The following is a 22,776-nucleotide window of genomic DNA, read 5'->3' on the forward strand; positions in this document are numbered from 1 at the left end:
CCTGTCGCTATTGTGGTGGCAGGGCAGCGAAGGCGGTAACGAGACATGGCCAAGACCGATATTGCACGGCGCGTCTATAACCACACTTGGAAGCTCGACCCGATCGTGCGCAGCCTGCTCGACACCGACTTCTACAAGCTTTTGATGCTGCAGATGATCTGGGGAATGTATCCCAAGGTCGATGCCACTTTTTCGCTGATCAACCGCACCACCTCGGTGCGGCTCGCCGACGAGATCGACGAAGGCGAGTTGCGCGAACAACTCGACCATGCCCGCACGCTGCGCTTCTCCAAGAAGGAGATGATCTGGCTCGGCGGCAACAATTTCTACGGCCGCAAGCAGATTTTCGAACCGGAATTCCTCGCCTGGCTGGAAGGCTTCCGGCTGCCCGATTATGAGCTCTCCAGGCATGACGGCCAGTACGAGCTCTCCTTCTCCGGCCCGTGGATGTACACCACGCTGTGGGAGATCCCCGCGCTCGCCATCATCAACGAATTGCGTTCGCGGGCCGCATTGCGGTCGTTCGGGCCGTTCGCGCTCGACGTGCTCTATGCCCGCGCCAAGGCCAAGATGTGGGCCAAGACCGAACGGCTGAAGGCGCTGCCCGGCATCCGCATTTCCGATTTCGGCACCCGGCGGCGCCATTCCTTCCTGTGGCAGCGCTGGTGCGTCGAGGCGCTGAAGGAAGGCATTGGCGAAGCCTTCACCGGCACCTCCAATGTGCTTCTGGCCATGGACAACGACCTCGAAGCGCTCGGCACCAACGCGCATGAACTGCCGATGGTGTTTGCGGCACTCGCCAATTCGGAAAAAGAGCTGAAGCAGTCACCCTACAAGGTGCTGCAGGATTGGCAGCGTTACTATGGCGGCAATCTGCTGATCGTGCTGCCCGACGCCTTCGGCACCGCTTCCTTCCTGCGCGACGCGCCGGACTGGGTCGCCGACTGGACGGGCTTCCGTCCCGACAGCGCGCCGCCGATCGAGGGCGGCGAAAAAATCATCGACTGGTGGCGCGAGAAGGGCAAGGACCCCAGGCAGAAGCTGCTGATCTTCTCCGACGGGCTCGAGGTGGAGAGCATCGAGGAAACCTACCGCCACTTCAAAGGCAAGGTGCGCATGTCCTTCGGCTGGGGCACCAACCTGACCAATGATTTCGAAGGCTGTGCGCCGACGGAGACCAACAGCCTCGATGCCATATCGCTGGTCTGCAAGGTGACCGAGGCCAATGGCAGGCCGGCGGTGAAACTGTCCGACAACCCGGCCAAGGCGACCGGCGATCTCAAGGAGATCGAGCGGTATTTGCGGATTTTTGGCGCTAAGGATCGCGTGGAGCAACTGGTCAAGGTGTGAGGAGGTAGGCGGGATCTTGGAGAGGTCGAGTTCCGCCGTAGAGGGCTGTCGCTGGTCATTAGCGTTGCTGTCTGCCGCTTTGGGGCTCGTCTTACCCACTCCTGCCTTCGCCCACGCCTCCGACCGTGGCCACGTCCTCCTCCTTCCGACCGGCTACTACCTGATCGGCGGCGCGTTCGCGGTGGCCGTCAGCTTCCTTGTCCTTGCCCTGCTGCCGCCCGACACCCTCGACCGTTTCTGGCGTCGGCGCCTGCCGCTTTTCACATTCAGCGACGGCGCCCGGATCGTTATCAGCCTGATTTCCTTTGCCGGCTTGGCAATCCTCATCACCGCCGGCTTCATCGGGAGCCGCGATCCGCTTTCCAATCCGCTGCCTTTGGTGGTGTGGACGCTGCTATGGGCCGGGCTGACCCTGCTGCAAGGCGTGTTCGGCGATCTCTGGTCGTGGCTCAACCCGTGGTACGGCCCGTGGCGCCTGCTGTCCCGCCTGACGGGCAAAGGCGATGAGGTGGCCAGGCAACTTCCGCAATGGCTTGGCTGCTGGCCGGCCGTCATCCTGTTCCTGGCCTTTGCCTGGTTCGAACTCATCGATCCGGCGCCGGACGATCCGGCACGGCTTGCCTTTGCCGCCGGCCTCTATTGGCTGGTTACTTTTGTCGCCATGCTGGTGTTCGGCTACGACAAGTGGAGCCGCGGCGGCGAATTCCTCGGCATCTTCTTCTCGATGGTGTCGCGCTTCGCGCCGGTCGCGCGCGACGATGACGGCCGGCTCGCGCTGTGCTGGCCAGGTGCCAAGCTGCTCACGGCCGAACCCTTGCCGGCCAGCGGCATGGCGTTCCTGCTGCTCGCTCTGTCGTCGGTCTCGTTCGACGGCCTGTCGAAAACCTTCTTCTGGCTCGGCCTGTTCGGCATCAACCCGCTGGAATTTCCCGGCCGCACGGCGGTGATCGACAGCGGCACGCTGGGACTCGGTATGACATTCGCGCTGCTGACAGCGGTGTTCCTTCTCGCCGTCTTTCTCGGCCAGCGTCTTGCCCGCAGCGATCGGTCTCTCGCCCAGTCGGCGGGACTGCTGGTGTGGTCGATCGTGCCGATCGCGCTCGCCTATCATGTCGCGCACTATCTGACGGCGCTGCTGGTCGACGGCCAGTATGCTTTGGCCTCCCTGTCCGATCCATTCGCGCTGGGCTGGAACCTGTTCGGCACCGCCGACATGCAGGTCGAAGCCGGCATCGTTGCCGGCGCCGGCTCCGCATGGTGGCTGTGGAATGTCCAGGCCAGCGCCATCATCCTTGGCCATGTGCTGGCGGTTCTCGTCGCCCACGGCTTTGCCTGGCGCCTGCATCCCCAGCCCACTCGCGCCGCGCTCAGCCAGTTTCCGCTCACTGTTTTGATGATCGCCTACACCATTTTCGGTCTTTGGCTGCTTGCCACGCCGACGGTCGGATGAGACAAGCCATCCCGTGCGGGCTTGCCCCCACGGAAAGCTCGCTTGCCAGGCCAAGCCTTTGGTGATTTAGTTTGTACACATGCAATTTTGCATCCTCTTGCCGAGGATGTTCGAGCCGCCTTATCGTTGGTCAAAACGCAAAAACAGGGGAACGAACGTGACTGACAAGAACGGATTTTTCGACCTCTCCAAAACCACACTTACCCGCCGCAATGCGCTGAAGGGTCTCGCCGCCGGCGCCGGTCTCGCCATGGCGCCCGGCTTTGTCCGCTATTCCCAGGCGCAAAGCTCGGCGCCGATCAAGATCGGTTTCCAGTCGCACCGAACCGGCATCGGCGCCGCCTATGGCCGCTGGTATGAGAAGACCACCGCCGCCGCGATCAAGGCGATCAATGCCGCCGGCGGCATCAATGGCCGTCAGGTCGAGGTCATCATCGAGGATGACGGCACCGATCCTGGCCGCGGCGCCGAGGTGGTCGGCAAGTTCGCCACACAGCACAAGACCGACATCGTCTTCGGCACGCTGTTCTCGCATGTCGTCATCGGCTCGGCGCCCGCCGCCGGCGAAGCCAAGATGCCCTATTTCGTCGTCAGCGAAGGCCACCACGTCGCCTCGACCAAGCTCAACCGTTACGTCTTCCAGCCCGGCATCACCGATGTGAAGAGCCAGATCCAGTCGATGGCGCCGTGGATCGCCGCCAATGCCGGCAAGAAGGTGACGCAGATATTCCCCGATTTCGCCTTCGGCTACGACCATCGCGACTACCTGCCGCCGGCGCTGAAGGCGCAAGGCGCCGAGGTGATTGCCCAGATCGCCATTCCGCCGACGGAATCGTCCTTCACCAAATATTTCCCGCAGATCCCGGCCGAGACCGAGGTGATCTACCATGTCATGGTCGGACCGGCGGTGCTCACCTTCGTCAAGGAACTCGGCGAATTCTACGGCTCCAACCGGCCGCAATTGTTCGGTTTCATCGATTCGCTCGAAGCCACCGACATCAATAGCCCCGGCCTGGAATTCCTCGACGGCAGCCACTTTTGGGAGGGCTCGCCGCGCTATGCGCAACCGGATGATTCCGCCGCGCAGAAAGCCTATCGCGCCGCCGTCGGCATCGACGACAATGGCGCCGCTGTCGGCGATCCCAAGGATGTCTCCACCGCCGCGCACATGTTCGGCTGCTGGGAGACGCTCTACGTCGTCAAGAAGGCGATGGAAGACGCCGGCTACAAGGGACCGGAAGATCGCGCCAAGCTGGTCGAGGCGACCGAAGCGCTGAAGGAATTCGCCGAAGGGCCTGAGCATCCGCAAGGGCCGAAAACCTTCAACGGCAAGATTCATCAGTGCTTTGGCATCCAGAACATCTCCAAGGTCGAAGGCGGCAAGCTCAAGGTCGTGCACAAGACCAAGATCGAGGACGGGCTTTACGAGGCCGAAGGGGATTACACGACGCAGGCGCTGTAGGCGTTGCTTTTCCAGCAAGCGTGAGCGCCCAGGCCCCCCTCTCTGTCCTGCCGGACATCTCCCCCTCAAGGGGGGAGATTGGATTTTACGGCGGGTTTCGCCAATCGCAGACGATGGAAAAAAAGAGCCGTCGCAGGTACCGCCAATCTCCCCCCTTGAGGGGGAGATGTCCGGCAGGGCAGAGGGGGGCGCTTCGCGCCGCCCTATCAAGCGTGTAATCAATGCACTTCGGACCTCATCTCCTCCTGGCAACCCTCGAAGGCCTCGTCACCTCGGCCGTGCTGGCGCTGACGGCGCTGGGCTTGTCGCTGGTGTTCGGCGTCATGCGTGTCGTCAACGTCGCCCACGGCGAGTTCTTCATGCTCGGCGCCGTGCTTGCCTGGGCGATCACATCAGCAATCGGCGGCCACCCCGCGCTCGGCTTCCTGGCGGCGCTGGTGATCGCGCCACTGATCGTCGGCGCCGTCGCGGTGGTCGCCGAACGGCTGGTGCTGCGCCGGCTCAATTACAACCCTGAAGCCACCATCGTCGCCACCATCGGCATGCTCTACATCATCCAGCAGCTGGCGTTAACTTTCTATGGTCCCGAAGCGCGGCCGGTGGAGCCGCCCTTCAGCTATCGCATCCTTCTGCCGTGGTTCGGCTATTCCGGCTACAAGCTGTCGATCATCGCCGCATCCGCTGTCCTGTTGATCGCGACATGGCTGGTGCTGACGCGCACGAAGATCGGCCTCATCATGCGCGCCACGCAGTACGACAGCGAGACGGCGCAAGCCTTCGGCATCTCTGTCGGCCGCGTCTATGGCGGCGTCTTCGCGCTTGGCGCCATGCTGGCGGCGATCGCTGCGGTGCTGATCGTGCCGATCAGCCAGGCGCACTACCTGATGGGACAGGACCCGCTGCTCTTGTCCTTCATCGTCGTCATCATCGGCGGCCTCGGCTCGCTGCGCGGCACCGTCGTCGCCGCCGTGCTGATCGGCCTGTCCGACGGCATCATCTCGATGTTCTTCTCGCCGACCTTGGCCAAGATCATCGCCACGCTGCTGGTCGCCATGGTGCTGGTGTTCCGGCCGCAAGGCCTGTTCGGGACGGCATCGCGATGAGCGAAGCTTCGCCGGCAAAGGCCTACGCGCTGCATCTCGGCGCCATCGCCCTGCTCTTCGTGCTGAGCTTCCTTTTGCCGGAGTACTATCACGGCGTGCTCGCCCGCATCATGGTGCTGGCGGTCTTTGCCATGGGTTACAACATGCTGTTCGGCTATGTCGGCCTGCTCAGTTTGGGCCACGCCATGTTCTTCGGCGCCGGGCTCTATGGCGCCGGGCTCGCCGTCATCCAGCTCGGCTGGAGCGTGCCCGCGGCATTCGGCGCCGGTCTCGGTTGTGGTGCCGTCCTCTCCCTGATCATTGGCCTTCTGGCGCTGCGCACCACGGGTGTCGCCTTCATGATCGTCACCATGATGTTCGCCCAGGTGTTTTATCTCGCCATCCTCTATTTCGCGGCTTGGACCGGGGGCGACCAGGGCATGGTGGTGCCGCAGCCGGCGCGGGTCCTCTCTTTCGGTGCAACCTCGCTCGACCTCACCAACCCGACCGTGCGCTATATCTGCGCGCTGTCGCTGTTCTCGCTCGTGCTGCTGATCACGCTCGCCATCGTCCGGTCCCGCTATGGCCGCGTGTTGGTCGCCATCCGCGAGAACGAAGAACGCACGAAGATGCTGGGCTACGACACCTTCTCCAACAAGCTCGCCGCCGTCGTCGTCTCCGGCACGATCTGCGCTGCCTCGGGTGCCGCCTACGCGCTGCTGTTCGGCTATGTCGGCTCGAGCTTCGCCTCGGTGCAATACTCGATCCTGCCGCTGCTGTGGGTGCTGCTCGGGGGTGCCGCCACGACGCTCGGACCGCTGATCGGCACGCTGTTCATGTACTATGTCATCGACGTCACCAGCGGCTACACATCGGCCTATCTGCTGATCGTCGGCATCGCGCTGATCCTGCTGGTGCTGTTCTTCCCCAAGGGCATTCTCGGCAGCATCCGCCAGCGCTGGCTCGGATGGCTGCCATGACGCCGCTTTTGACCACCAAGGGCCTGTCGCGCAATTTCGGCGGCCTGCGCGCCGTCGACAGCGTCGACTTCACCTTGATGCCCGGAGAAATCCGCGCCGTCATCGGCCCCAACGGGGCAGGCAAGACCACTTTCGTCAGCCTGGTCAGCGGCCGCATCCGGCCATCTTCGGGAGCGATCCTCTTCGACGGCGCCGACATCACCGGCCTGCCGGCCTATGTCAGGGTCCGCCAGGGCATCGCCTACACCTTCCAGATCACCAGCGTCTTCGCCAACCTGAGCGCCTATGACAATGTCGCGCTGCCGGTGCAGCGCACGCTGAGCGACGGCCGCTCGAAGGGTGCGGTGCGCGCCGGCGTCATGTCGGCGCTCGAACGCACTGGGCTGGCCGGCCGCGCCCATATGCCGGCCGGGCAATTGTCCTACGGGCATCAGCGGTTGCTCGAAGTGGCGATGGGCCTGGCGCTGAAACCGCGCCTGCTGATCCTCGACGAGCCGACGCAAGGCCTTGCCGATAGCGAGATCGACAATTTCGTCGAGCTGGTACGCGACATCGCCAAGAGCGCCACCGTGCTGCTGATCGAGCACAACATGCCTGTGGTCATGCATCTGGCTGACCGCATCACCGTCTTCAACGCCGGCAGGATCCTGGCCGAGGGCGCGCCCGAAGCGATCCGAAACGACGCGGCGGTGCAGGACGCCTATCTGGGGACCGCCCCATGACCGATGCATTGGTGATCTCGGGGCTGGACTGCTTCTATGGCGAGGTCCAGGTGCTCTACGGGCTCGATCTCGTGCTGAACAAGGGCGAGGTGCTGTGCCTGTTCGGCCGCAATGGCGCCGGCAAGACGACGACGCTGAAGGCGATCATGGGCCTGGTTCCCGCGAATGGCGGCTCGATCAGGCTCGCCGGCCGGGAGTTGACCGGCCTGCCGGCGCATGAAGTACCGAAGGCCGGCGTCGCCTATGTACCGCAGGGAAGGCGGCTGTTCGCCGAGATGACGGTGGCTGAAAACATCGAGATCGGGCTGATGGCGCGCGGCAAGGGCAAGGCGACACGCGAGAACGTCCTCGACCTTTTCCCGCTGCTGCGCCAGCGGCTGCGGCAGCGCTCCGGCACCTTGTCCGGCGGCGAGCAGCAGATGCTGGCCATGGCGCGTGCGCTCTGTCTCGAGCCGCAGGTGCTTTTGCTCGACGAACCGACCGAAGGGTTGATGCCGTCCATGATCGCCAAGATCCGCGAGACTGTATCGAAGCTGCGCGAGCTGGGCGTCTCCACCATCCTGGTCGAGCAGCGGGTCGACGCTGTGTTGTCGGTCGCCGACCGAGTCTCGTTCATCGAGAACGGCCGCAACCGCGAGACCGTCGATGTCGACGCCCTGCGCGCCGACCCGTCAGCGGTCAGGCGCTATGTCGGTGTCGGCTGATCAACCGAGAAACAGAAAGCCGGCGATCAAGAAGGTCGGAATCAGCACCAGCCCGGACCACAGCATATAGCCGAAGAAGCCCGGCATCTTGACGCCACGATGCCTGGCAATGGCATAGACCATGAAGTTGGGCGCGTTGCCGATATAGGTGTTGGCGCCCATGAACACAGCGCCCGCCGAGATCGCGGCAAGCGTCGAGGCGAACTCCGTCATCAGGTGTTGGGGGTCGCCGCCGGCCAGCTCGAAAAACACCAGATAGGTCGGCGCATTGTCGAGGAAGGACGACAGCGCCCCGGTCAGCCAGAAATAGGCGAGGTCGTTGGGTGTGCCTTGCGCCGAGGTGACGAGCGCGACCAGCGGCGCCAGCGCGCCGTCATGGCCGGCTCTCAAAATGGCGACGACCGGAACGATGCAGATAAAGATGCCGGCAAACAACTTGGCCACTTCCGCGATCGGTCCCCAGTTGAAGCCGTTTGCTTGACGGTGGCTCTTGTAGGAGAGGGGAAGCGATAGCAGGGCCAGCGCGAGGATGATCGCGTCGCGTACCAGGTTCTGCAGTTCGAGACCGACGCCGAACACGGAAAAGCTCACGTCCGGCTTCCAGGCCGCCGACAGCAGGATGGCGCCGATCACACCGGCCAGCAGCGGGACGTTGGCCAGGCCGCGCAGGCGCACTTTCGTGTCCGGTGTTGGGTCCTTGATCTTCGGTGCCCCGGCCTCGCGCCGGTGCAGGATGAGGTCGATCGCCAGGAAGACGGCGAGCACGACCACCACGACGAACAGCGTCTCGCGCCAGAGATTGGCGGTCGTCCAGAAGAAATCGACGCCGCGCAGGAAGCCGACGAACAGCGGCGGGTCGCCGAGCGGCGTCAGCGAGCCGCCAATGTTGGACACCAGGAAAATGAAGAAGATGACGACATGGGCATTGAAAGGCCTGTTGTCGTTGGCGCGCAGGATCGGCCGGATCAGGATCATCGAGGCGCCCGTCGTGCCGATCACCGAGGCAAGCGCCGCCCCGACGACCAGCAGTCCGGCATTGACCAGCGGTGTCCCGTGGATGTTGCCGGCAAGCAGGATGCCGCCTGAAATCGTGTAGAGCGCAAACAGCAGGACAATGAACGACATGTATTCGGTGAGCAGCGCGTGCAGCACCGCCTCGGTTGCCGCCGGGGTGCCGAAGGCGACCGCGAGCGGCACGATCACCAGCGCCGCCCACAAGGCAGCGATCTTGCCGTAGTGGTGTTCCCAGACATGGTGGAACAGCAGCGGACCGGTGGCGATCGACAGGAGCAGTCCGGCAAAAGGCAGCGCCCACCAGAGCGACATGGCGGCGCCCGGCAGGCCATGCTCTTCTGCCGCCAAGGCCGATGCCGGAAACAGCAGCGCGACGATGATCGCGCCGGCCGCCCCGATCGCCATCGGCATGCATCCCCCTCTGCCCGCCACGGTGCGGTCAGTCCGACGTATGATCTTCGAGCGTCACGCCGGCGTCGCGCATTCTCGCCAGCATTGTCTCGAGCGATCCGTTGAGATCGATGCCACGGCAGGCATCGAGCCTGACCGTGGTTCTAAACCCCTGTTTGACCGCATCCAGCGCCGAGAAGGCGACGCAGAAATCGGTCGCCAGGCCGACCAGGATCAGCGTGTCGATGCCGCGTTCCCGGAGATAACCGGCGAGTCCGGTGGGCGTCGCGTGATCGTTCTCGAAGAAGGCGGAGTAACTGTCGATGGCGGGACGAAATCCCTTGCGGATGACGAGTTCGGCCTTGGTCCAGGCCAGCCCCGAGTGGAAATCCGAACCGAGACTGCCCTGGATGCAATGGTCCGGCCACAAGGTCTGCGCACCGTATGGCATTTCGATCGTCGAATAGGGCTGCGAACCCGGATGGCTGGAGGCAAAGCTGGAATGGCCGGCGGGGTGCCAGTCCTGCGTCAGCACGACATGGTCGGTTCGCCGGATCATGTCGTTGACCAGCGGCACGATCTCGTCGCCGCCGGCAACGGCCAGCGCGCCGCCCGGGCAAAAGTCGTTCTGCAGGTCGATGACAACGAGCGCTTCGTCGGCCATGGAGTTTCCTTCCTGTCAGGCTGCGGTCGGGCTCCGAATGAGGCGCCCGGCGAAAGAAGAAGCCGCTGGCGCGACCGGAGGGAGAAACTTGACCAGATGGCGGGCCGCGTCAACCTCCAGCGGAATAACAAATACGTGGCGATGCCCGCCACATGGGCACCGGCGTAAACTCTGGCTTTGACAAATTCCGCCGTCTTGATATCATTTGCATACGAATGAATTTGCTGGATCGAAAGCCGGCAGGATATTCCCAGGCGAAACGTCTTGGGAGGGCCGATCTCTGGGAAGGCCCATCTTGTTGGGAAAGCCCATTTTGTGTTGGGAAGGCCCATCTTACTGGGAAGGAAAGCGTGATCCGTTACGCGAAACCCACCACGGTCGACGAGGCGCTCGCGCTGCTTGGCGGCGGCACCTGGCGCATTCTTGCCGGCGGCACGGATTTCTATCCGGTACAGGGAAGCAAGCCGTTTCGCGACAATGTCCTCGATGTCAACGGCCTGACAACGCTGCGCGGCATCGCCGAAACCGCCAGCCACTGGATCGTCGGCGCGCGCACGACATGGACCGATGTCATCCGCCACCCCTTGCCGCCAGCCTTTGACGCCTTGAAACAGGCGGCGCGGGAGGTCGGCTCGGCGCAGATCCAGAACGTCGCCTCGGTCGCCGGCAATCTCTGCAACGCTTCACCTGCCGCCGATGGTGTGCCGGGCCTGCTCGTGCTCGACGCCGAGGTAGAACTGCGCTCGGTGGCGGCGACACGCTATCTGCCCTTGTCGCAGTTCATCCTCGGCAACCGCCGTACCGCCTTGCAGCCTGGCGAGATGGTGACTGCCATCCGCGTGCCGAAACCCTCCGGCACATCGGCCTTCGTCAAGCTCGGCGCCCGGCGTTATCTCGTCATCTCCATCGCCATGGTGGCGGCGCGTCTGGTTGTCGAGGACGGCACTGTCGCGGATGCGGCCGTGGCCGTCGGCTCGTGTTCCGCCGTCGCCAGGCGGTTGGCCGGGGTCGAGACGGCGCTGCGCGGCCTTGCCGTCGGCGCCGGGCTTGTCGTCGCGGTCCGGTCGGCGCCGATGGTTGAGCTGTCGCCGATCGCCGATGTGCGCGGCAGCGCCGAATACCGGCTTGACGCGGTGCGCGAGATCGTTGCCCGCGCCGTGCTCGCGGCCACGGAGACGCCAGCAGGCGACAAGGTGGCCGCATGAGCATGGATCGCGCCGATATCGCCTTCGCGGTCAATGGCGCCGCTGTCTCGGTCAACGTGCCGCCGCTGCGCAGGCTGTCTTCGGTATTGCGCGATGAATTGCGGCTGACCGGCACAAAGGTCGGCTGCGATGCCGGCGACTGCGGCGCCTGCACGGTGCTGGTCGACGGCAACCCCGTCTGCGCCTGCCTGATGCCGGCGGCCTCGGCCGCTGGCACCGCGGTGACGACGGTCGAGGGGCTTGCCAATGGCCGGCTGTCGGCGTTGCAAGCCTCGTTCCTGGCGCATGGCGCCGCGCAATGCGGCATCTGCACGCCGGCGCTGCTGGTCGCCGCAACCGCGTTGCTGGACACGAAACCCAGGCCGACCGAGACCGAGGTACAGGATGCGCTGGGCGGCATCCTCTGCCGCTGCACCGGCTACCGGAAGATCATCGCGGCGGTGATGGAGGCGGGATGGTTCGGCAGTGAACGGTCAACTGCCAGCGCCGCCCCTCATCCGCCTGCTGGCGCCTTCTCCCCGTATAGTGACGGGGAGAAGGGAAGCGCTCCAGCGTTGGCGCCCCCCTCTCCCCGCCCCTTGCGGGGAGAGGGTAAGGGTGTGGGGCAGCGCCAACTTTATGGACTGGATCGCGATCTCGATCGGAGGATGCCGGCCTCGGGCCACGCCATTGGCGCGTCGCCGGTCAGGCTCGACGGCGTGCCAAAGGTGACCGGCGCCGAGAAATTCGGCGGCGATTCCTTCCCGGCCGACGCGCTGGCCGTGCTGGTGGTCCGCTCGCCGCACTATCATGCAAAGTTCGATTTCGGCGACCTCGACGGCTGGGCCAAGGCGCATCCAGGAATCGCGGGTGTTTTCACGGCCGCCGACATCCCGGGAAAAAACTGTTTCGGCGTTATCGGCCCATTCGCCGACCAGCCGGCGCTGGCCGAAGGCTTTGCCCGGCTTCGCGGCGAGGCGGTCGCCCTGGTCGCCGGCGAGCGAGAGGCGATCCTCGATCTCGATCTGTCGGATTTCCCTATCCGCTGGACCGAACTGCCGCATGTTCTCCAGCCTCGTGACGCGCAGGCCGAGGGTGGTGCGCTGATCCACGGCAACCGGCCGGACAACCTGCTGACCAAGGGCTTTGTCGAACGCGGCGATCCCGAGGCGGCACTTGCCAATGCGGCCGTCACCGCGAGCGGCGCGATCGACACCTCCTATGTCGAGCACGCCTATATCGAACCGGAAGCCGGCTATGCATATGTCGACGGCGACACGCTTGTCGTCGTCGCCTGCACCCAGGCGCCTTACATGGACCGTGACGACACCGCGAAAGTGCTCGGCCTTGCCGTCAACAAGGTGCGCATCGTGCCGACCGCGACCGGTGGCGGCTTTGGCTCCAAGCTCGACGTTTCCTTGCAGCCTCTGATCGGCCTCGTCGCCATCAAGACGGGACGGCCCGCGGCCCTTGCCTACACCCGCAACGAATCGATGATGTCGACCACCAAGCGCCATCCGGCGCAGATGAAGGCCACCATCGGTGCCGCCTCCGACGGCTACGTCACCGGCATGGTCTTTACCGGCGATTTCAACACCGGCGCCTATGCCAGCTGGGGTCCGACGGTCGCCAACCGCGTGCCGGTGCATGCCTCCGGCCCTTATCTCACGCCCAACTATCGTGCCGAGGGCCGCGCCATCCACACCCATGGTCCGATTGCCGGCGCCTTCCGTGGCTTCGGCGTGCCGCAGGCGACGATCATGCAGGAGACGCTCTATGACGAGCTTGCGGGCAAGCTCGGCATGGATCGGCTAGACTTTCGCCTGAAGAACTGCCTTCGGAACGGCTCCGAAACGGTTACCGGGCAGCTTCTGGTGTCTGGCGTCGGCATCGCCGAATGCCTCGAAGCGCTGCGGCTGCACTGGGCGCGGGCGACGGCCGACGCGGATACTTTCAACAGCACCAGCATAGATAGAAAGCGCGGTGTCGGCGTCGCGTGCTGCTGGTATGGTTGCGGCAACACCTCGCTGCCCAATCCGTCGACCATTAGGGTAGGCATCGCGCCATCGGGCGACGTCATCCTGCACCAGGGCGCCGTCGATATCGGCCAGGGGTCCAACACCGTCATTACGCAGATCTGCGCCGACGCGCTCGGCCTGCCGCTGGAGAAATTCCAGCTGAAGAGCGCCGATACGGCAATCAGCCCAGACGCCGGCAAGACTTCGGCCTCGCGACAGACTTTCGTGACCGGCAAGGCGGCTGAAAAGGCTGGGCGGGCCCTTCGCGAAAAAATCCTGCGCTTTGCCAATGTCTCGGATAAGGCTTCCCTTAAATTGGATGGCGCGGTGATCGTCATCCGCGAAGGCGAGGCGACACGCCGCATCGACCTTGCCGCGCTCGATGCGAATGCCGACGGCTTCGTCTTCCGCGCCGAAGAGACATACGATCCGCCGACGCTGCCCCTCGATGCCAAGGGCCAGGGCAAACCCTATGCGGTCTATGGCTATGGCGCGCAGATTGCCGAACTTGAGGTCGACCTCAAACTCGGCACTGTCAGGCTGATCAAGATCACGGCGGCGCATGACGTCGGCAAGGCGATCAATCCGTTGCTGGCCGAGGGCCAGATCGAAGGCGGCATCGCCCAAGGCATCGGCATGGCGTTGATGGAAGAATATATTCCCGGGCGCACCGAAAACCTGCACGACTATCTCATCCCGACCATTGGCGACGTGCCGCCGATCGAGACCATCCTTATCGAGGTGCCCGATCCCGAAGGGCCGTTCGGCGCCAAGGGCCTGGGCGAGCACGTGCTGATCCCGACGGCGCCGGCGATCCTCAACGCCATCCGCCACGCCACCGGCGTGCTGGTCACCAAGGTGCCGGCAACGCCAAGCCGCATCCTGGCGGCCATCCGCGAGAAGGAGGCACGCGCATGAGCGAGCTTGCCGAACGCTTCGAAACCCATGATCCCGGCGAGAAGCTGGTGGCGGAGAAGATCCGCTGCGATGCCTGTCCCGTCATGTGCTACATCGCCGACGGCCGCACCGGCGCCTGCGACCGCTATGGCAATGTCGCCGGCGGGATCGTGCGCATGGATCCGCTGACCATCCTCGACCACGCGGCCGAGACCGGCGCTGCCATGGTGCCCTTTGTCGCCGAGGGCGAGCAATGGGACGGCGAGCTGCTCAACACCGGCCGCCGCTTCGTCACGGCAATCGGCGCCGGCACCACCTATCCCGACTACAAGCCCGCTCCCTTCATCGTCAGCCAGGAGGTCGAGGGTGTCGATCTCGTCACGGTGGTGACCGAAGGCATCTTCTCCTACTGCGGCGTCAAGGTGAAGATCGACACCGATCGTCATATCGGACCCGAAACGGCTGTCGTGCGGGCCGAAGGCGAGGCCATCGGCCATGTCACGACGGGCGAATACGGTTCGCAGATGCTGTCGCTGGGCGGCGTGCATCATCTGACCGGCGGTTCCAAGGCGGAAGGCCGCGCCACCTGTGACGCCTTGCTCAATTTGTGCAACCGCAAACCGGTGGAACTCAGCATAGACGGCGGCGCCACGGTCATCGTCGAAGCCGGCAAACCCCCCGTCATCGACGGCAAGCAGGAACACCGCATGCGGGTCGGCTGCGGCTCGGCCACGATCGGCATGTTTGCCACGCAATGGCGCGGGCTGGTCGACGAGGTCGTGGTGGTCGACGATCACATCACCGGTGTCGTCTCCGAACACCAGGCCGGCAAGGTGCTGGGCTGGCAGGATACGGGCATCAAGATCGTTGGCCGCCGCTCGACACCGGGCCGCTATTTCAAAGTGTCCGAGCCAGGCCTCGGCTGGGGCGGCACCAGCATTTCAGATCCGCTGTCGATACTCGGCGAATGGAACGCCAAGAAGGGCGCGCGCCCGGGCCTGTCGCTGCTGATGGTTTCGACCACCGGCGAGCAGTTCGCCTATTACGAGCTCGATGACGACCTGAAGCCGGTCGAAAAACCGTTTCCGGAACGGCTTAGGAAATCGGTCAACCTGATCGAGGACAATTGCGAGCCGGCCTTGTGCACCGTGCTGTTCATCGGCGGCGCCGGCGGGTCGCTGCGCGCCGGCGTCACCGAAAACCCGGTCAATCTCACCCGTTCGGTGCAAGGCCTGACTACCTATGTCACCGTTGGCGGCGCCCCGGTCTATGTCTGGCCGGGCGGCGGCATCACGCTGATGGTCGATGTCACCAGGGTTCCGGAAGGCGCCTTCGGCTATGTGCCGACGCCGGCGCTGGTGGCGCCGATCGAGTTCACGCTGCGTCGCGACGACTATGTCAGGCTCGGCGGCTACGAGGCGGAGATCCGCAGCGTTGCGGACATCGTCGCCAAAGGCGGCGAGTATCTCAATCCCCGACGCGGCACAGGCGCCGCAACCCAAAATCCATGGCCGCCGCTGGCGCAATTGCGCCGCGTGGGTCCGAACGGGGCGGGGTGATGGAAGATCCGCAAGCGCACTGGCTGCAGGACGGCAAGCGGCTGCATCTCAACCATGGGCCGATCGACCTGATCGTCGAGGCCTTTGGCGAGGCTGATGAGTGTCGCGCCGCCTACGTCCAGGCCGTCGCGCGCTTCCAAACGATCCTGATCGAGCTGGTCGAGGAGCTTCCCGAATTGCGGCTCCCGGCATTTTTCTTGGCGCCGCGAACCTTCGCCGGCCCGACGGCGCGCCGCATGGAAGCAGCCGTCATGCCCCTGGCGGAATGCTTCATCACACCGATGGCCGCCGTTGCCGGGTCGGTAGCCGACGAAATGCTTGCCGCGCTGCTTGCCGGACGCAAGCTCGATCGCGCCTATGTCAACAATGGCGGCGACAGCGCCCTCCACATCGGCAGAGGCCGCTCGATGGGATTGGCGGTCGCCGGCACCGGTAACGGCATGGCCGACCGGATCACGATCCGCGCGCAGGATGGCGTGCGTGGCGTTGCAACCAGCGGCTGGCGTGGCCGCTCCTTCTCGCTTGGCATTGCCGACGCCGTCACCGTGCTGGCGCGGACCGGCGCGGAGGCCGATGCGGCGGCAACGCTCATAGCCAACGCGGTAGACCTGCCCGGCAATCCCGCCATCAGGCGCGTTCCCGCACGCGACCTGTCGCCCGACAGCGATCTTGGCGCGCGGCTGGTGACGCAAGGCGTCGGCACGCTTGCGCCTGATGAGGTGGCACGCGCGCTGGACAATGGTCTTGCCGTCGCCGAAGATTTTCGCCGGCGCGGCCTGATTGCAGCATCGGCGCTGTTTCTTGGCGGGGAGGCCCGCATCAGCGGCTCCGTTGCACTCGGCGCGCCCAACAAGCATGAACCGGAGGAAGTTGCCCATGCCTGAATTTCCGATCCGCAAGATCGCGGTGCTGAGCGAGGAGATCTTCCACGACGGCGGACCGGCCGCCGCGGTGCCGCGCCGGCGTGCCGCTGCCATGGCCGTGGTCAGGAACCCGTTCGCCGGGCGTTATGTCGAGGAACTGCAAAGCGCCATGGACGATCTGAAGCCGCTCGGCCTGCTGCTCGCCGACCGGCTGATCGCCGCCCTCGGCGGCGACGTCAAACAGATCGACGGCTACGGCAAGGGCGCCATCGTCGGCAGCGCGGGCGAGCTGGAACATGGCGCGCTGTGGCATGTGCCGGGTGGCTATGCGATGCGCGAGCGGCTGGGCGATGCCAAGGCGATCGTGCCGTCGGCCAAGAAGGTCGGCGCCTTCGGCTCAAAGCTCGACGTGCCGCTCGGCCATATCAACGCCGCCTATGTGCGCAGCCATTTCGACGCCATGGAAGTCGGCATCAGCGACGGCCCGCGTCCCGACGAGATCCTGTTCTGCCTCGCCATGACCTGCGGCCCGCGCGTCCATAATCGGATGGGTGGCCTCGCTGCGGATGACATAAAAGCCTGGGACGGGCTGCGGTGAGCGGCGAGGACAACCTGCTCAAGCTGGTCGAGGTTGAAGAGGCCGACGATCACGACTACCTCCTGCAGGAGCAGGTCGGCTTCATCCTGCGCAAGGCGCACCAGCGCCATGTTTCAATCTTCGCCGCCCGTATCGCCGATCTGACGCCGCCGCAATTCGCCGCACTCGCCAAGCTGCGCGACGTTGGCGAAACTTCGCAGAACCAGCTCGGCACGCTGATCGCCATGGACGCGGCGACGGTGAAAGGCGTCATCGACCGGTTGAAGGCGCGTGGCATGGTCGAGCTTTCCAGGCATGAGGTCGACAAAAGGCGGCTGCTGGTAAACCTGACGCCGGAGGGCCGCGACGCGATCGAGCGCCTGATCCCGCTGGCCCGCGAGATCACGCTGGAGACCCTGGCGCCGCTCACGGCCAAGGAGATCGTCACCTTCATGAAGCTGCTAGCCAAGCTGGCGTAGATGCGGACCTTACCAGCCTGCAGAAGCTGGTCACCGAAACGATTGAGTTGAGTAGAATTGGTTGGTCTGCGCTGCCCCTCATTGTCCTGCCGGACATTTCTCCCGTATAGGGACGGGGAGAAAGGCGCTGTCATCGACGGCTTCGCTAGTCGCCGGCGTTGCAGAAGGGCGCCGGCTTCACCACAGCTCCCTTCTCCCCGTCACTATACGGGGAGAAGGTGCCGGCAGGCGGATGAGGGGCTGCGCCAACCGAGGCCCCTCAAGCTCCACTATCTCACAGGCCGTTGTCTTTCAGCACCTGGGCGGCGTTTTCCTTGGTGATCTTCTGCGTCGGCAAGGTGATGGTCTTCTCGACCTTCTCGCCGTTCAGGAACTTGATCGCCTGGCGCAGGCCTTCCGCACCTGGGGTGACATAGGTGAAGGTCGCCGTCAGCTCGCCCTTGTTCACCATCTGCACGCCTTCGTTGGGCAGGCCGTCGATGCCGATGAACTTGATGTCCTTCTCGCGGCCAACATCCTTGGCCGCGAGATAGGCGCCGTAGGCCATCGGGTCGTTATGGCCGTAGACGAGATCGATCTTCTCGTTGGTCTTCAGCGCGTTGGCCATCAAATTGTAGGCCTGATCCTGTTTCCAGTCGCCCGACTGCTGGTCGAGCAGATATTTGATGCCCGGTTCCTTGTCGGTGAATTCATGGAAACCGTCATGGCGGTCATGCGCCGGCTGGGTACCCATGCCGCCCCAGATCTCGACGACATTGCCTGCCGCCTTGCCTTTGCCGCCGAGCAGTTCGACGGCATATTCGCCGGCCGCGCGGCCGATCAGCTTGTTGTCGCCGCCGACGAACTGGGTGAAGTCCTTGGTGTCGACGTTGCGGTCGAGCACGAAGACCGGAATCTTGGCGTCGATCGCCTGCTGCACGACGCCGGTCAGGCCGGCCGATTCCTTCGGCGACACCAGGAGCGCGTCGACTTCCTGGCGGATCAGGTTCTCGACGTCGGCGACCTGCTTCTCGGTCTTGTCCTCGCCGTCGGTGATGATCAGCTCGACATCGGGATGCTTGGCGGCCTCGGCAATGATGTCCTTGTTGAACTGGGCGCGCCAGGGCTCGATGGTGGTCACCTGCGAGAAGCCGATCTTCCACTTCTTGTCCTGGGCGAAGGCATGTCCGGTGGAGAGCATTGCCGTGGTGGTCAGCAGGGCCGCACCGAATGCGGCAAGCTTCAGCATGTCACGTCGTTTCATTTCTTGTTTCCTCCGAGATTGAGAGACGGTGTCTCTTGCGACGGCCGTTTCGCGGCGGCCGTTTCCTTGTGCGCCGCTCCGGGCAGGCGCAGATAGGCCATGAGATCGCCGGCATTGCGCTCCTGCACGAGCACGGTGCCGATGATGATCATCCCCTTCAGCACCAGCTGAAGGTTCGAATTGATGTTGTGGAGCTGCAAGATGTTGGACAGCAGCCCGAAGATCAGCACGCCGCAGAAGGTGCCTGTCAGGCTGCCGCGCCCGCCCATCAGGCTGGTGCCGCCGATGACCACGGCGGCGATGGCGTCGAGCTCCAGCCCGGCGCCGGCATCCGGCTTGCCTTGCCGGTACTGCGCTACGTAGAGCACGGCGGCGATGCCGGCGAGCAGTCCTGATATGGCATAAGTGGCGATCTTGACGCGGCCGGCGGCGATGCCGGAAAGCCTTGCCGCCTCCTCATTGCCGCCGATGGCATAGACATAGCGGCCGAACGGCGTGAAGCGCAGCACCGCGCCGTAGATGACGATGGCGCCGAGGAAGAACAGGCCGGGCATCGGGATGACGCCGAATACCAGCGAGCGCAGCAGCTCGAAATCGGCGGTGGCGTTGGAGCCGGTATAGACCGGCAACACGGCATTGTTCTGGCCGGCGGTGAGCCGGGCGATTCCGAGCGCCGTCACCATCATCGCCAGCGTGACGATGAAAGGCTGCAGCCGTCCGCCGACGATGATGAAACCGTTGATGGCGCCGAACAGCAGACCAACGCAAGGCGCCACCAGAAGCACGCCGAGAACGCCGAATTTGGGCTCGATCTGCGGCAGCAGGTACCAGAGCGAAAGGCAGCACAGGACGATGCCGACGATTGCCGGCGTGACCAGCCCACGAACGGTGTCCAGCCTCACGTCGCGGGCCACGGCATCAACGCCGGCGCGGGACTTTTCCACGTTGAGGAAGATGAAGCGCGTGACCACGAAGCCGAGACACAGCGCAACCAGGGCAACCGTCGGCACGCCCAGCACGACGCCCGGCGTCACGCCCGGAACCGTCAGCAGCATGGCGCACACCACCGAGCAGATGGCCATCAGCGAGCCGACGGAAAGGTCGATGCCGCCGGTGATGATCACCGCCGTCATGCCGGTGGCGATCAGCCCGGTGGTCGACACCTGGCGCAGCACGTCAAGGAGATTGCCGTAGGACAGAAAGATGTTGTTGCCCTTGGAACTCACTGGCGAGCCCAGCACGCCGATCAGGAAGATGGCGATCAGGCCCCAGTAGAGCTTGGTGCGGGACAGGAGTTTCAGTGCGGTCATGCGGCGGGTCTCGATAGGGTCCGGCGCGGTGCCGCGAGGCGCATGATGGCCTCCTCGCTCGCCGCTTCGCGGGAAAGGATGCCTGTCTGGCGGCCGTCGGCCATCACCAGGATGCGGTCGGAAAGATGCAGCAATTCCGGCAGCTCGGAACTGATGACGGCGATGGCCAGGCCATCGCCCGCCAGCCGGAAGATGAGGTCGTAGATCTCGCGCTTGGCGCCGACATCGATGCCGCGCGTCGGCTCGTCGAGCAACAGCACCCTCGGCCTGGTCGCCAGCCACTTGCCGATGACGACCTTCTGCTGGTTGCCGCCCGACAGCGTGCCGGCGGGCTGGTCGATATCCCGGCAGCGGATGCCGAGCGCCTTGACCGCTTGCCGCGCCAGGCCCTGTTCGCCGGCTAGCGAACGGATGCCGAAGCGGGCCAGCGCGCCGACCAGCGGCAGCGCCACATTGTCCGATATCGAGGCCTGCAGATGCAGGCCTTGCGTCTTGCGGTCCTCGGTGACCAGAGCGATGCCCAGCCGCCGCGCATCGCGCGGTGAGCGGATGTCCACCGGCTGGCCGTCGAGCCGGATCTCGCCGCCGGCACGGCCATCGCTCGAGCCGAAGATCGCTTCCATGATCTCGGTGCGGCCGGAGCCCAGCAACCCGCCAATGCCGAGGATTTCTCCGGCGGCCAGATCGAAGCTGATGCCGCCGATCACCTGCCGCCAGCCCTGGCGGTCTGGCTTCGACAGCGACAGATCGCTGACCGAAAGTACGGTCCTGCCGCCGGGATCCCGCTCGTCCTGGGAGGATGCTAGCAGGTCCCGTCCGACCATCGCCGAAATGATGGCATTTTCGTCAAGCTCGGCCATCGGCCGCGTCAGCACATGGCGCCCGTCGCGGAACACGGTGACGCGGCCGGCCAGATGCATGACCTCGTCGATGCGGTGCGAGATGTAGACGATGGCGACACCGCTGTCGGCAAGCTGGCCGATGATGCGAAACAGCCGTTGGCATTCGGCCGGCGACAGTGCCGAGGTCGGCTCGTCCATGATCAGCATACGCGCCGACATCGACAGCGCCTTGGCGATCTCGACCAGCTGCTGTTCGCCGACACGCAGCGCGCCGACGCGTGCGTCCGGATCGAGTTCGATGCCGAGCCGCTGCAGGAGGGCGCTTGCCGCGCGGCTGCTCGCCTTGCGGTCGACGATCAGACCCGCGATCAGCTTCTCGCGCCCGAGAAAGATGTTGTCGGCGACGCTCAGTTCCGGCACCAGGTTGAGCTCCTGGTGGATGATGGCGATGCCCGCGTCCTCGGCGTCGCGCACGCCGGCGAAGCTGACCGGCCTTCCGTCGATGCTGACCGTGCCTTCGTAGCCGGTATAGACGCCGGAGAGGATCTTCATCAGCGTCGACTTGCCGGCGCCGTTCTCACCCATCAAGGCATGCACTTCGCCGCGCCGCAATTCGAAGCCGACATCGACGAGCGCGGCGATGCCGCCAAAGCTCTTCGAAATATGCTCGGCGCTCAGAACGGTGTCCGAGCGATCCGATGTCGCATTGCGCGCCGAGGAAAGGGAATTGCTCTGTTCCATGACAATGGCGGCCTCCCTTCCGTCTTCGTCAGCTTCTCGAACGCTAATCTAAACGTTTCGATCCTGTCAAGCCGATATAGGGTGACGAAACTTTGATGCATTTCAATTCTTGCCTAAAATGGCGGGATTCCGTAGGTATTGCTGGCAAGGGGTGACGAAACGTTTCGAAAATGACAGCGTCAGGGCCAAAAAAACAACGCAAATCCACCGCGCCCACCATGTTGCACGTGGCCGAAGCGGCGCGTGTCTCGGTCGCCACCGTGTCGGCGCTGATCAACGGCACCGCAACCGTGAGTCCGGAGCTCAGCGCTCGAATCGAGCAGGCGATCCGCGATATCGGCTACAAGCGCAACGCCATAGCCCGCAGCCTGAAGATGGGTACGACGCGCACCATCGGCTTGACCGTTCCCCACATCACCAACCCGTTCTTCACCGCCGTCGTCTCGGTCATCCAGCAGGCCTTCGACCGCGCCGGCTATGCTGTCATGCTGTGCTGTACCGACGAGGATTTGAACACCCAGGACGACCAGATCAGGCTGCTGCTCGACCGCATGGTCGACGGCTTGATCGTGGCGCGCGTCGGTGACGGCGCGATCCTCGAGCGGATCGTCGCCGATGCCAACGTGCCGGTGGTGCTGATGGATCGCCTGTGCGAGGGGGTCGACACCGACGCCGTGGTTCTCGACAACCAGCGCGCGGTGTTCGACGCCATCAGCTATCTGATCGACCTCGGCCACCGCCGCATCGGGTACATCACCGGCACCTCGGATATTTCACCCATGCATGACCGCATGACCGGATATTGCGAGGCGCTCCAGGCCGCCGGCTTGCCGGTGGCCGAGGAACTGGTTCGCTCCGGCAATTTCCACGAGATCGACGGCTACAACGCAACCATGCAGCTTTTGTCGCTGCATGACCGGCCAAGCGCGATCTTCTCGGCCAACAACCCGATGGTGATCGGAACCATGAAGGCGATCCGCGACATCGGCTTGTCCTGTCCGGAGGACATTTCGGTCGCTTGCTTCGACGATTTTCCCTGGTCCGACGTGTTCCAGCCGCAGCTGACCACGGTGGCGCAGCCGGTGCAGGCCATCGGCGAGCAAGCGGCCAATCTGCTGCTCGACCGCCTCGCCGGCAACCGGGACACGCCGCCGCGCAAGCTCGTGCTCAAGGGCCGCCTGATGATCCGCAACTCATGCCGGCCGCTGGGGGCGGTTCAGAGCGTCAGTGCCTAAAGCATGATGC

The 22,776-nt window shown here is 64.6% G+C and carries 19 protein-coding genes; 14 read left to right on the plus strand and 5 right to left on the minus strand.

The window, feature by feature from the left end:
• Positions 1-45 precede the first annotated feature (45 nt).
• From pncB to EN824_RS22370, 7 genes are all read left to right on the plus strand, one after another.
• Positions 46-1,350 (plus strand): nicotinate phosphoribosyltransferase, encoded by a 1,305-nt coding sequence (gene pncB, locus EN824_RS22335; protein WP_127278105.1) that lies wholly within the window; start codon positions 46-48, stop codon positions 1,348-1,350.
• Between the two features lie 64 nt (positions 1,351-1,414).
• The gene (locus EN824_RS22340; RefSeq protein WP_189522208.1) at positions 1,415-2,800 is read left to right on the plus strand and encodes a hypothetical protein; all 1,386 of its coding nucleotides are present in this window, start codon (positions 1,415-1,417) and stop codon (positions 2,798-2,800) included.
• Between the two features lie 157 nt (positions 2,801-2,957).
• Positions 2,958-4,262, plus strand: coding sequence for an ABC transporter substrate-binding protein (locus EN824_RS22345; RefSeq protein WP_127278104.1), 1,305 nt, complete (start codon positions 2,958-2,960; stop codon positions 4,260-4,262).
• Between the two features lie 221 nt (positions 4,263-4,483).
• Entirely contained in the window at positions 4,484-5,365 is an 882-nt protein-coding gene (locus tag EN824_RS22355) for a branched-chain amino acid ABC transporter permease (protein ID WP_127871277.1), read from the plus strand.
• A complete protein-coding gene (locus tag EN824_RS22360; protein WP_135862619.1) occupies positions 5,362-6,324 on the plus strand; it encodes a branched-chain amino acid ABC transporter permease in 963 nt (320 codons plus the stop codon). Before EN824_RS22355 ends, EN824_RS22360 begins: the two co-directional genes overlap by 4 nt.
• Positions 6,321-7,046 (plus strand): ABC transporter ATP-binding protein, encoded by a 726-nt coding sequence (locus EN824_RS22365; protein WP_135862617.1) that lies wholly within the window; start codon positions 6,321-6,323, stop codon positions 7,044-7,046. Before EN824_RS22360 ends, EN824_RS22365 begins: the two co-directional genes overlap by 4 nt.
• Entirely contained in the window at positions 7,043-7,750 is a 708-nt protein-coding gene (locus tag EN824_RS22370; protein WP_135862614.1) for an ABC transporter ATP-binding protein, read from the plus strand. Before EN824_RS22365 ends, EN824_RS22370 begins: the two co-directional genes overlap by 4 nt.
• Here the strand turns inward: EN824_RS22370 and EN824_RS22375 are convergent, their stop codons facing one another.
• Both EN824_RS22375 and pncA read right to left on the minus strand, forming a co-directional pair.
• On the minus strand, positions 7,751-9,175 hold the full coding sequence (locus EN824_RS22375) for a sodium:proton antiporter (protein ID WP_189522209.1): 1,425 nt from the start codon (positions 9,173-9,175) through the stop codon (positions 7,751-7,753).
• A 28-nt stretch (positions 9,176-9,203) separates the two neighbouring features.
• The gene (pncA, locus tag EN824_RS22380; protein ID WP_127871280.1) at positions 9,204-9,818 is read right to left on the minus strand and encodes a bifunctional nicotinamidase/pyrazinamidase; all 615 of its coding nucleotides are present in this window, start codon (positions 9,816-9,818) and stop codon (positions 9,204-9,206) included.
• A 350-nt stretch (positions 9,819-10,168) separates the two neighbouring features.
• On the opposite strand from pncA, the gene EN824_RS22385 reads away from it, so the two are divergent.
• The 6 genes from EN824_RS22385 to EN824_RS22410 are packed head-to-tail and all read left to right on the plus strand — an operon-like array spanning position 10,169 to position 17,395.
• The gene (locus tag EN824_RS22385) at positions 10,169-11,023 is read left to right on the plus strand and encodes a xanthine dehydrogenase family protein subunit M (RefSeq protein WP_135932714.1); all 855 of its coding nucleotides are present in this window, start codon (positions 10,169-10,171) and stop codon (positions 11,021-11,023) included.
• Positions 11,020-13,938, plus strand: coding sequence for a molybdopterin-dependent oxidoreductase (locus tag EN824_RS22390; protein ID WP_135862605.1), 2,919 nt, complete (start codon positions 11,020-11,022; stop codon positions 13,936-13,938). Before EN824_RS22385 ends, EN824_RS22390 begins: the two co-directional genes overlap by 4 nt.
• Positions 13,935-15,476, plus strand: coding sequence for a 6-hydroxynicotinate reductase (locus EN824_RS22395; protein WP_135862603.1), 1,542 nt, complete (start codon positions 13,935-13,937; stop codon positions 15,474-15,476). The genes EN824_RS22390 and EN824_RS22395 overlap by 4 nt, the downstream gene beginning before the upstream one ends.
• Entirely contained in the window at positions 15,476-16,360 is an 885-nt protein-coding gene (locus EN824_RS22400; RefSeq protein WP_135862601.1) for a UPF0280 family protein, read from the plus strand. The genes EN824_RS22395 and EN824_RS22400 overlap by 1 nt, the downstream gene beginning before the upstream one ends.
• Positions 16,353-16,937 carry an amino acid synthesis family protein gene (locus EN824_RS22405; protein WP_135862599.1) on the plus strand — a complete coding sequence of 195 codons (585 nt, stop codon included), beginning with the start codon at positions 16,353-16,355 and terminating at the stop codon, positions 16,935-16,937. The genes EN824_RS22400 and EN824_RS22405 overlap by 8 nt, the downstream gene beginning before the upstream one ends.
• The gene (locus tag EN824_RS22410; RefSeq protein ID WP_135862597.1) at positions 16,934-17,395 is read left to right on the plus strand and encodes a MarR family transcriptional regulator; all 462 of its coding nucleotides are present in this window, start codon (positions 16,934-16,936) and stop codon (positions 17,393-17,395) included. The genes EN824_RS22405 and EN824_RS22410 overlap by 4 nt, the downstream gene beginning before the upstream one ends.
• 274 nt (positions 17,396-17,669) lie before the next feature.
• Here the strand turns inward: EN824_RS22410 and EN824_RS22420 are convergent, their stop codons facing one another.
• The 3 genes from EN824_RS22420 to EN824_RS22430 are packed head-to-tail and all read right to left on the minus strand — an operon-like array spanning position 17,670 to position 21,531.
• On the minus strand, positions 17,670-18,638 hold the full coding sequence (locus tag EN824_RS22420; RefSeq protein WP_127873277.1) for a substrate-binding domain-containing protein: 969 nt from the start codon (positions 18,636-18,638) through the stop codon (positions 17,670-17,672).
• Positions 18,635-19,948, minus strand: a complete 1,314-nt coding sequence (locus EN824_RS22425; RefSeq protein WP_127873278.1) for an ABC transporter permease — start codon at positions 19,946-19,948, stop codon at positions 18,635-18,637. The genes EN824_RS22420 and EN824_RS22425 overlap by 4 nt, the downstream gene beginning before the upstream one ends.
• Positions 19,945-21,531 carry a sugar ABC transporter ATP-binding protein gene (locus tag EN824_RS22430; RefSeq protein ID WP_127873279.1) on the minus strand — a complete coding sequence of 529 codons (1,587 nt, stop codon included), beginning with the start codon at positions 21,529-21,531 and terminating at the stop codon, positions 19,945-19,947. The genes EN824_RS22425 and EN824_RS22430 overlap by 4 nt, the downstream gene beginning before the upstream one ends.
• A gap of 218 nt (positions 21,532-21,749) precedes the next feature.
• Between EN824_RS22430 and EN824_RS22435 the strand changes: the two genes are divergently transcribed.
• Entirely contained in the window at positions 21,750-22,766 is a 1,017-nt protein-coding gene (locus EN824_RS22435) for a LacI family DNA-binding transcriptional regulator (RefSeq protein ID WP_127280930.1), read from the plus strand.
• The last annotated feature ends 10 nt before the right edge of the window (positions 22,767-22,776 follow it).

The sequence above is a fragment of the Mesorhizobium sp. M8A.F.Ca.ET.181.01.1.1 genome, from assembly GCF_004792025.1.
Lineage (GTDB): Bacteria > Pseudomonadota > Alphaproteobacteria > Rhizobiales > Rhizobiaceae > Mesorhizobium.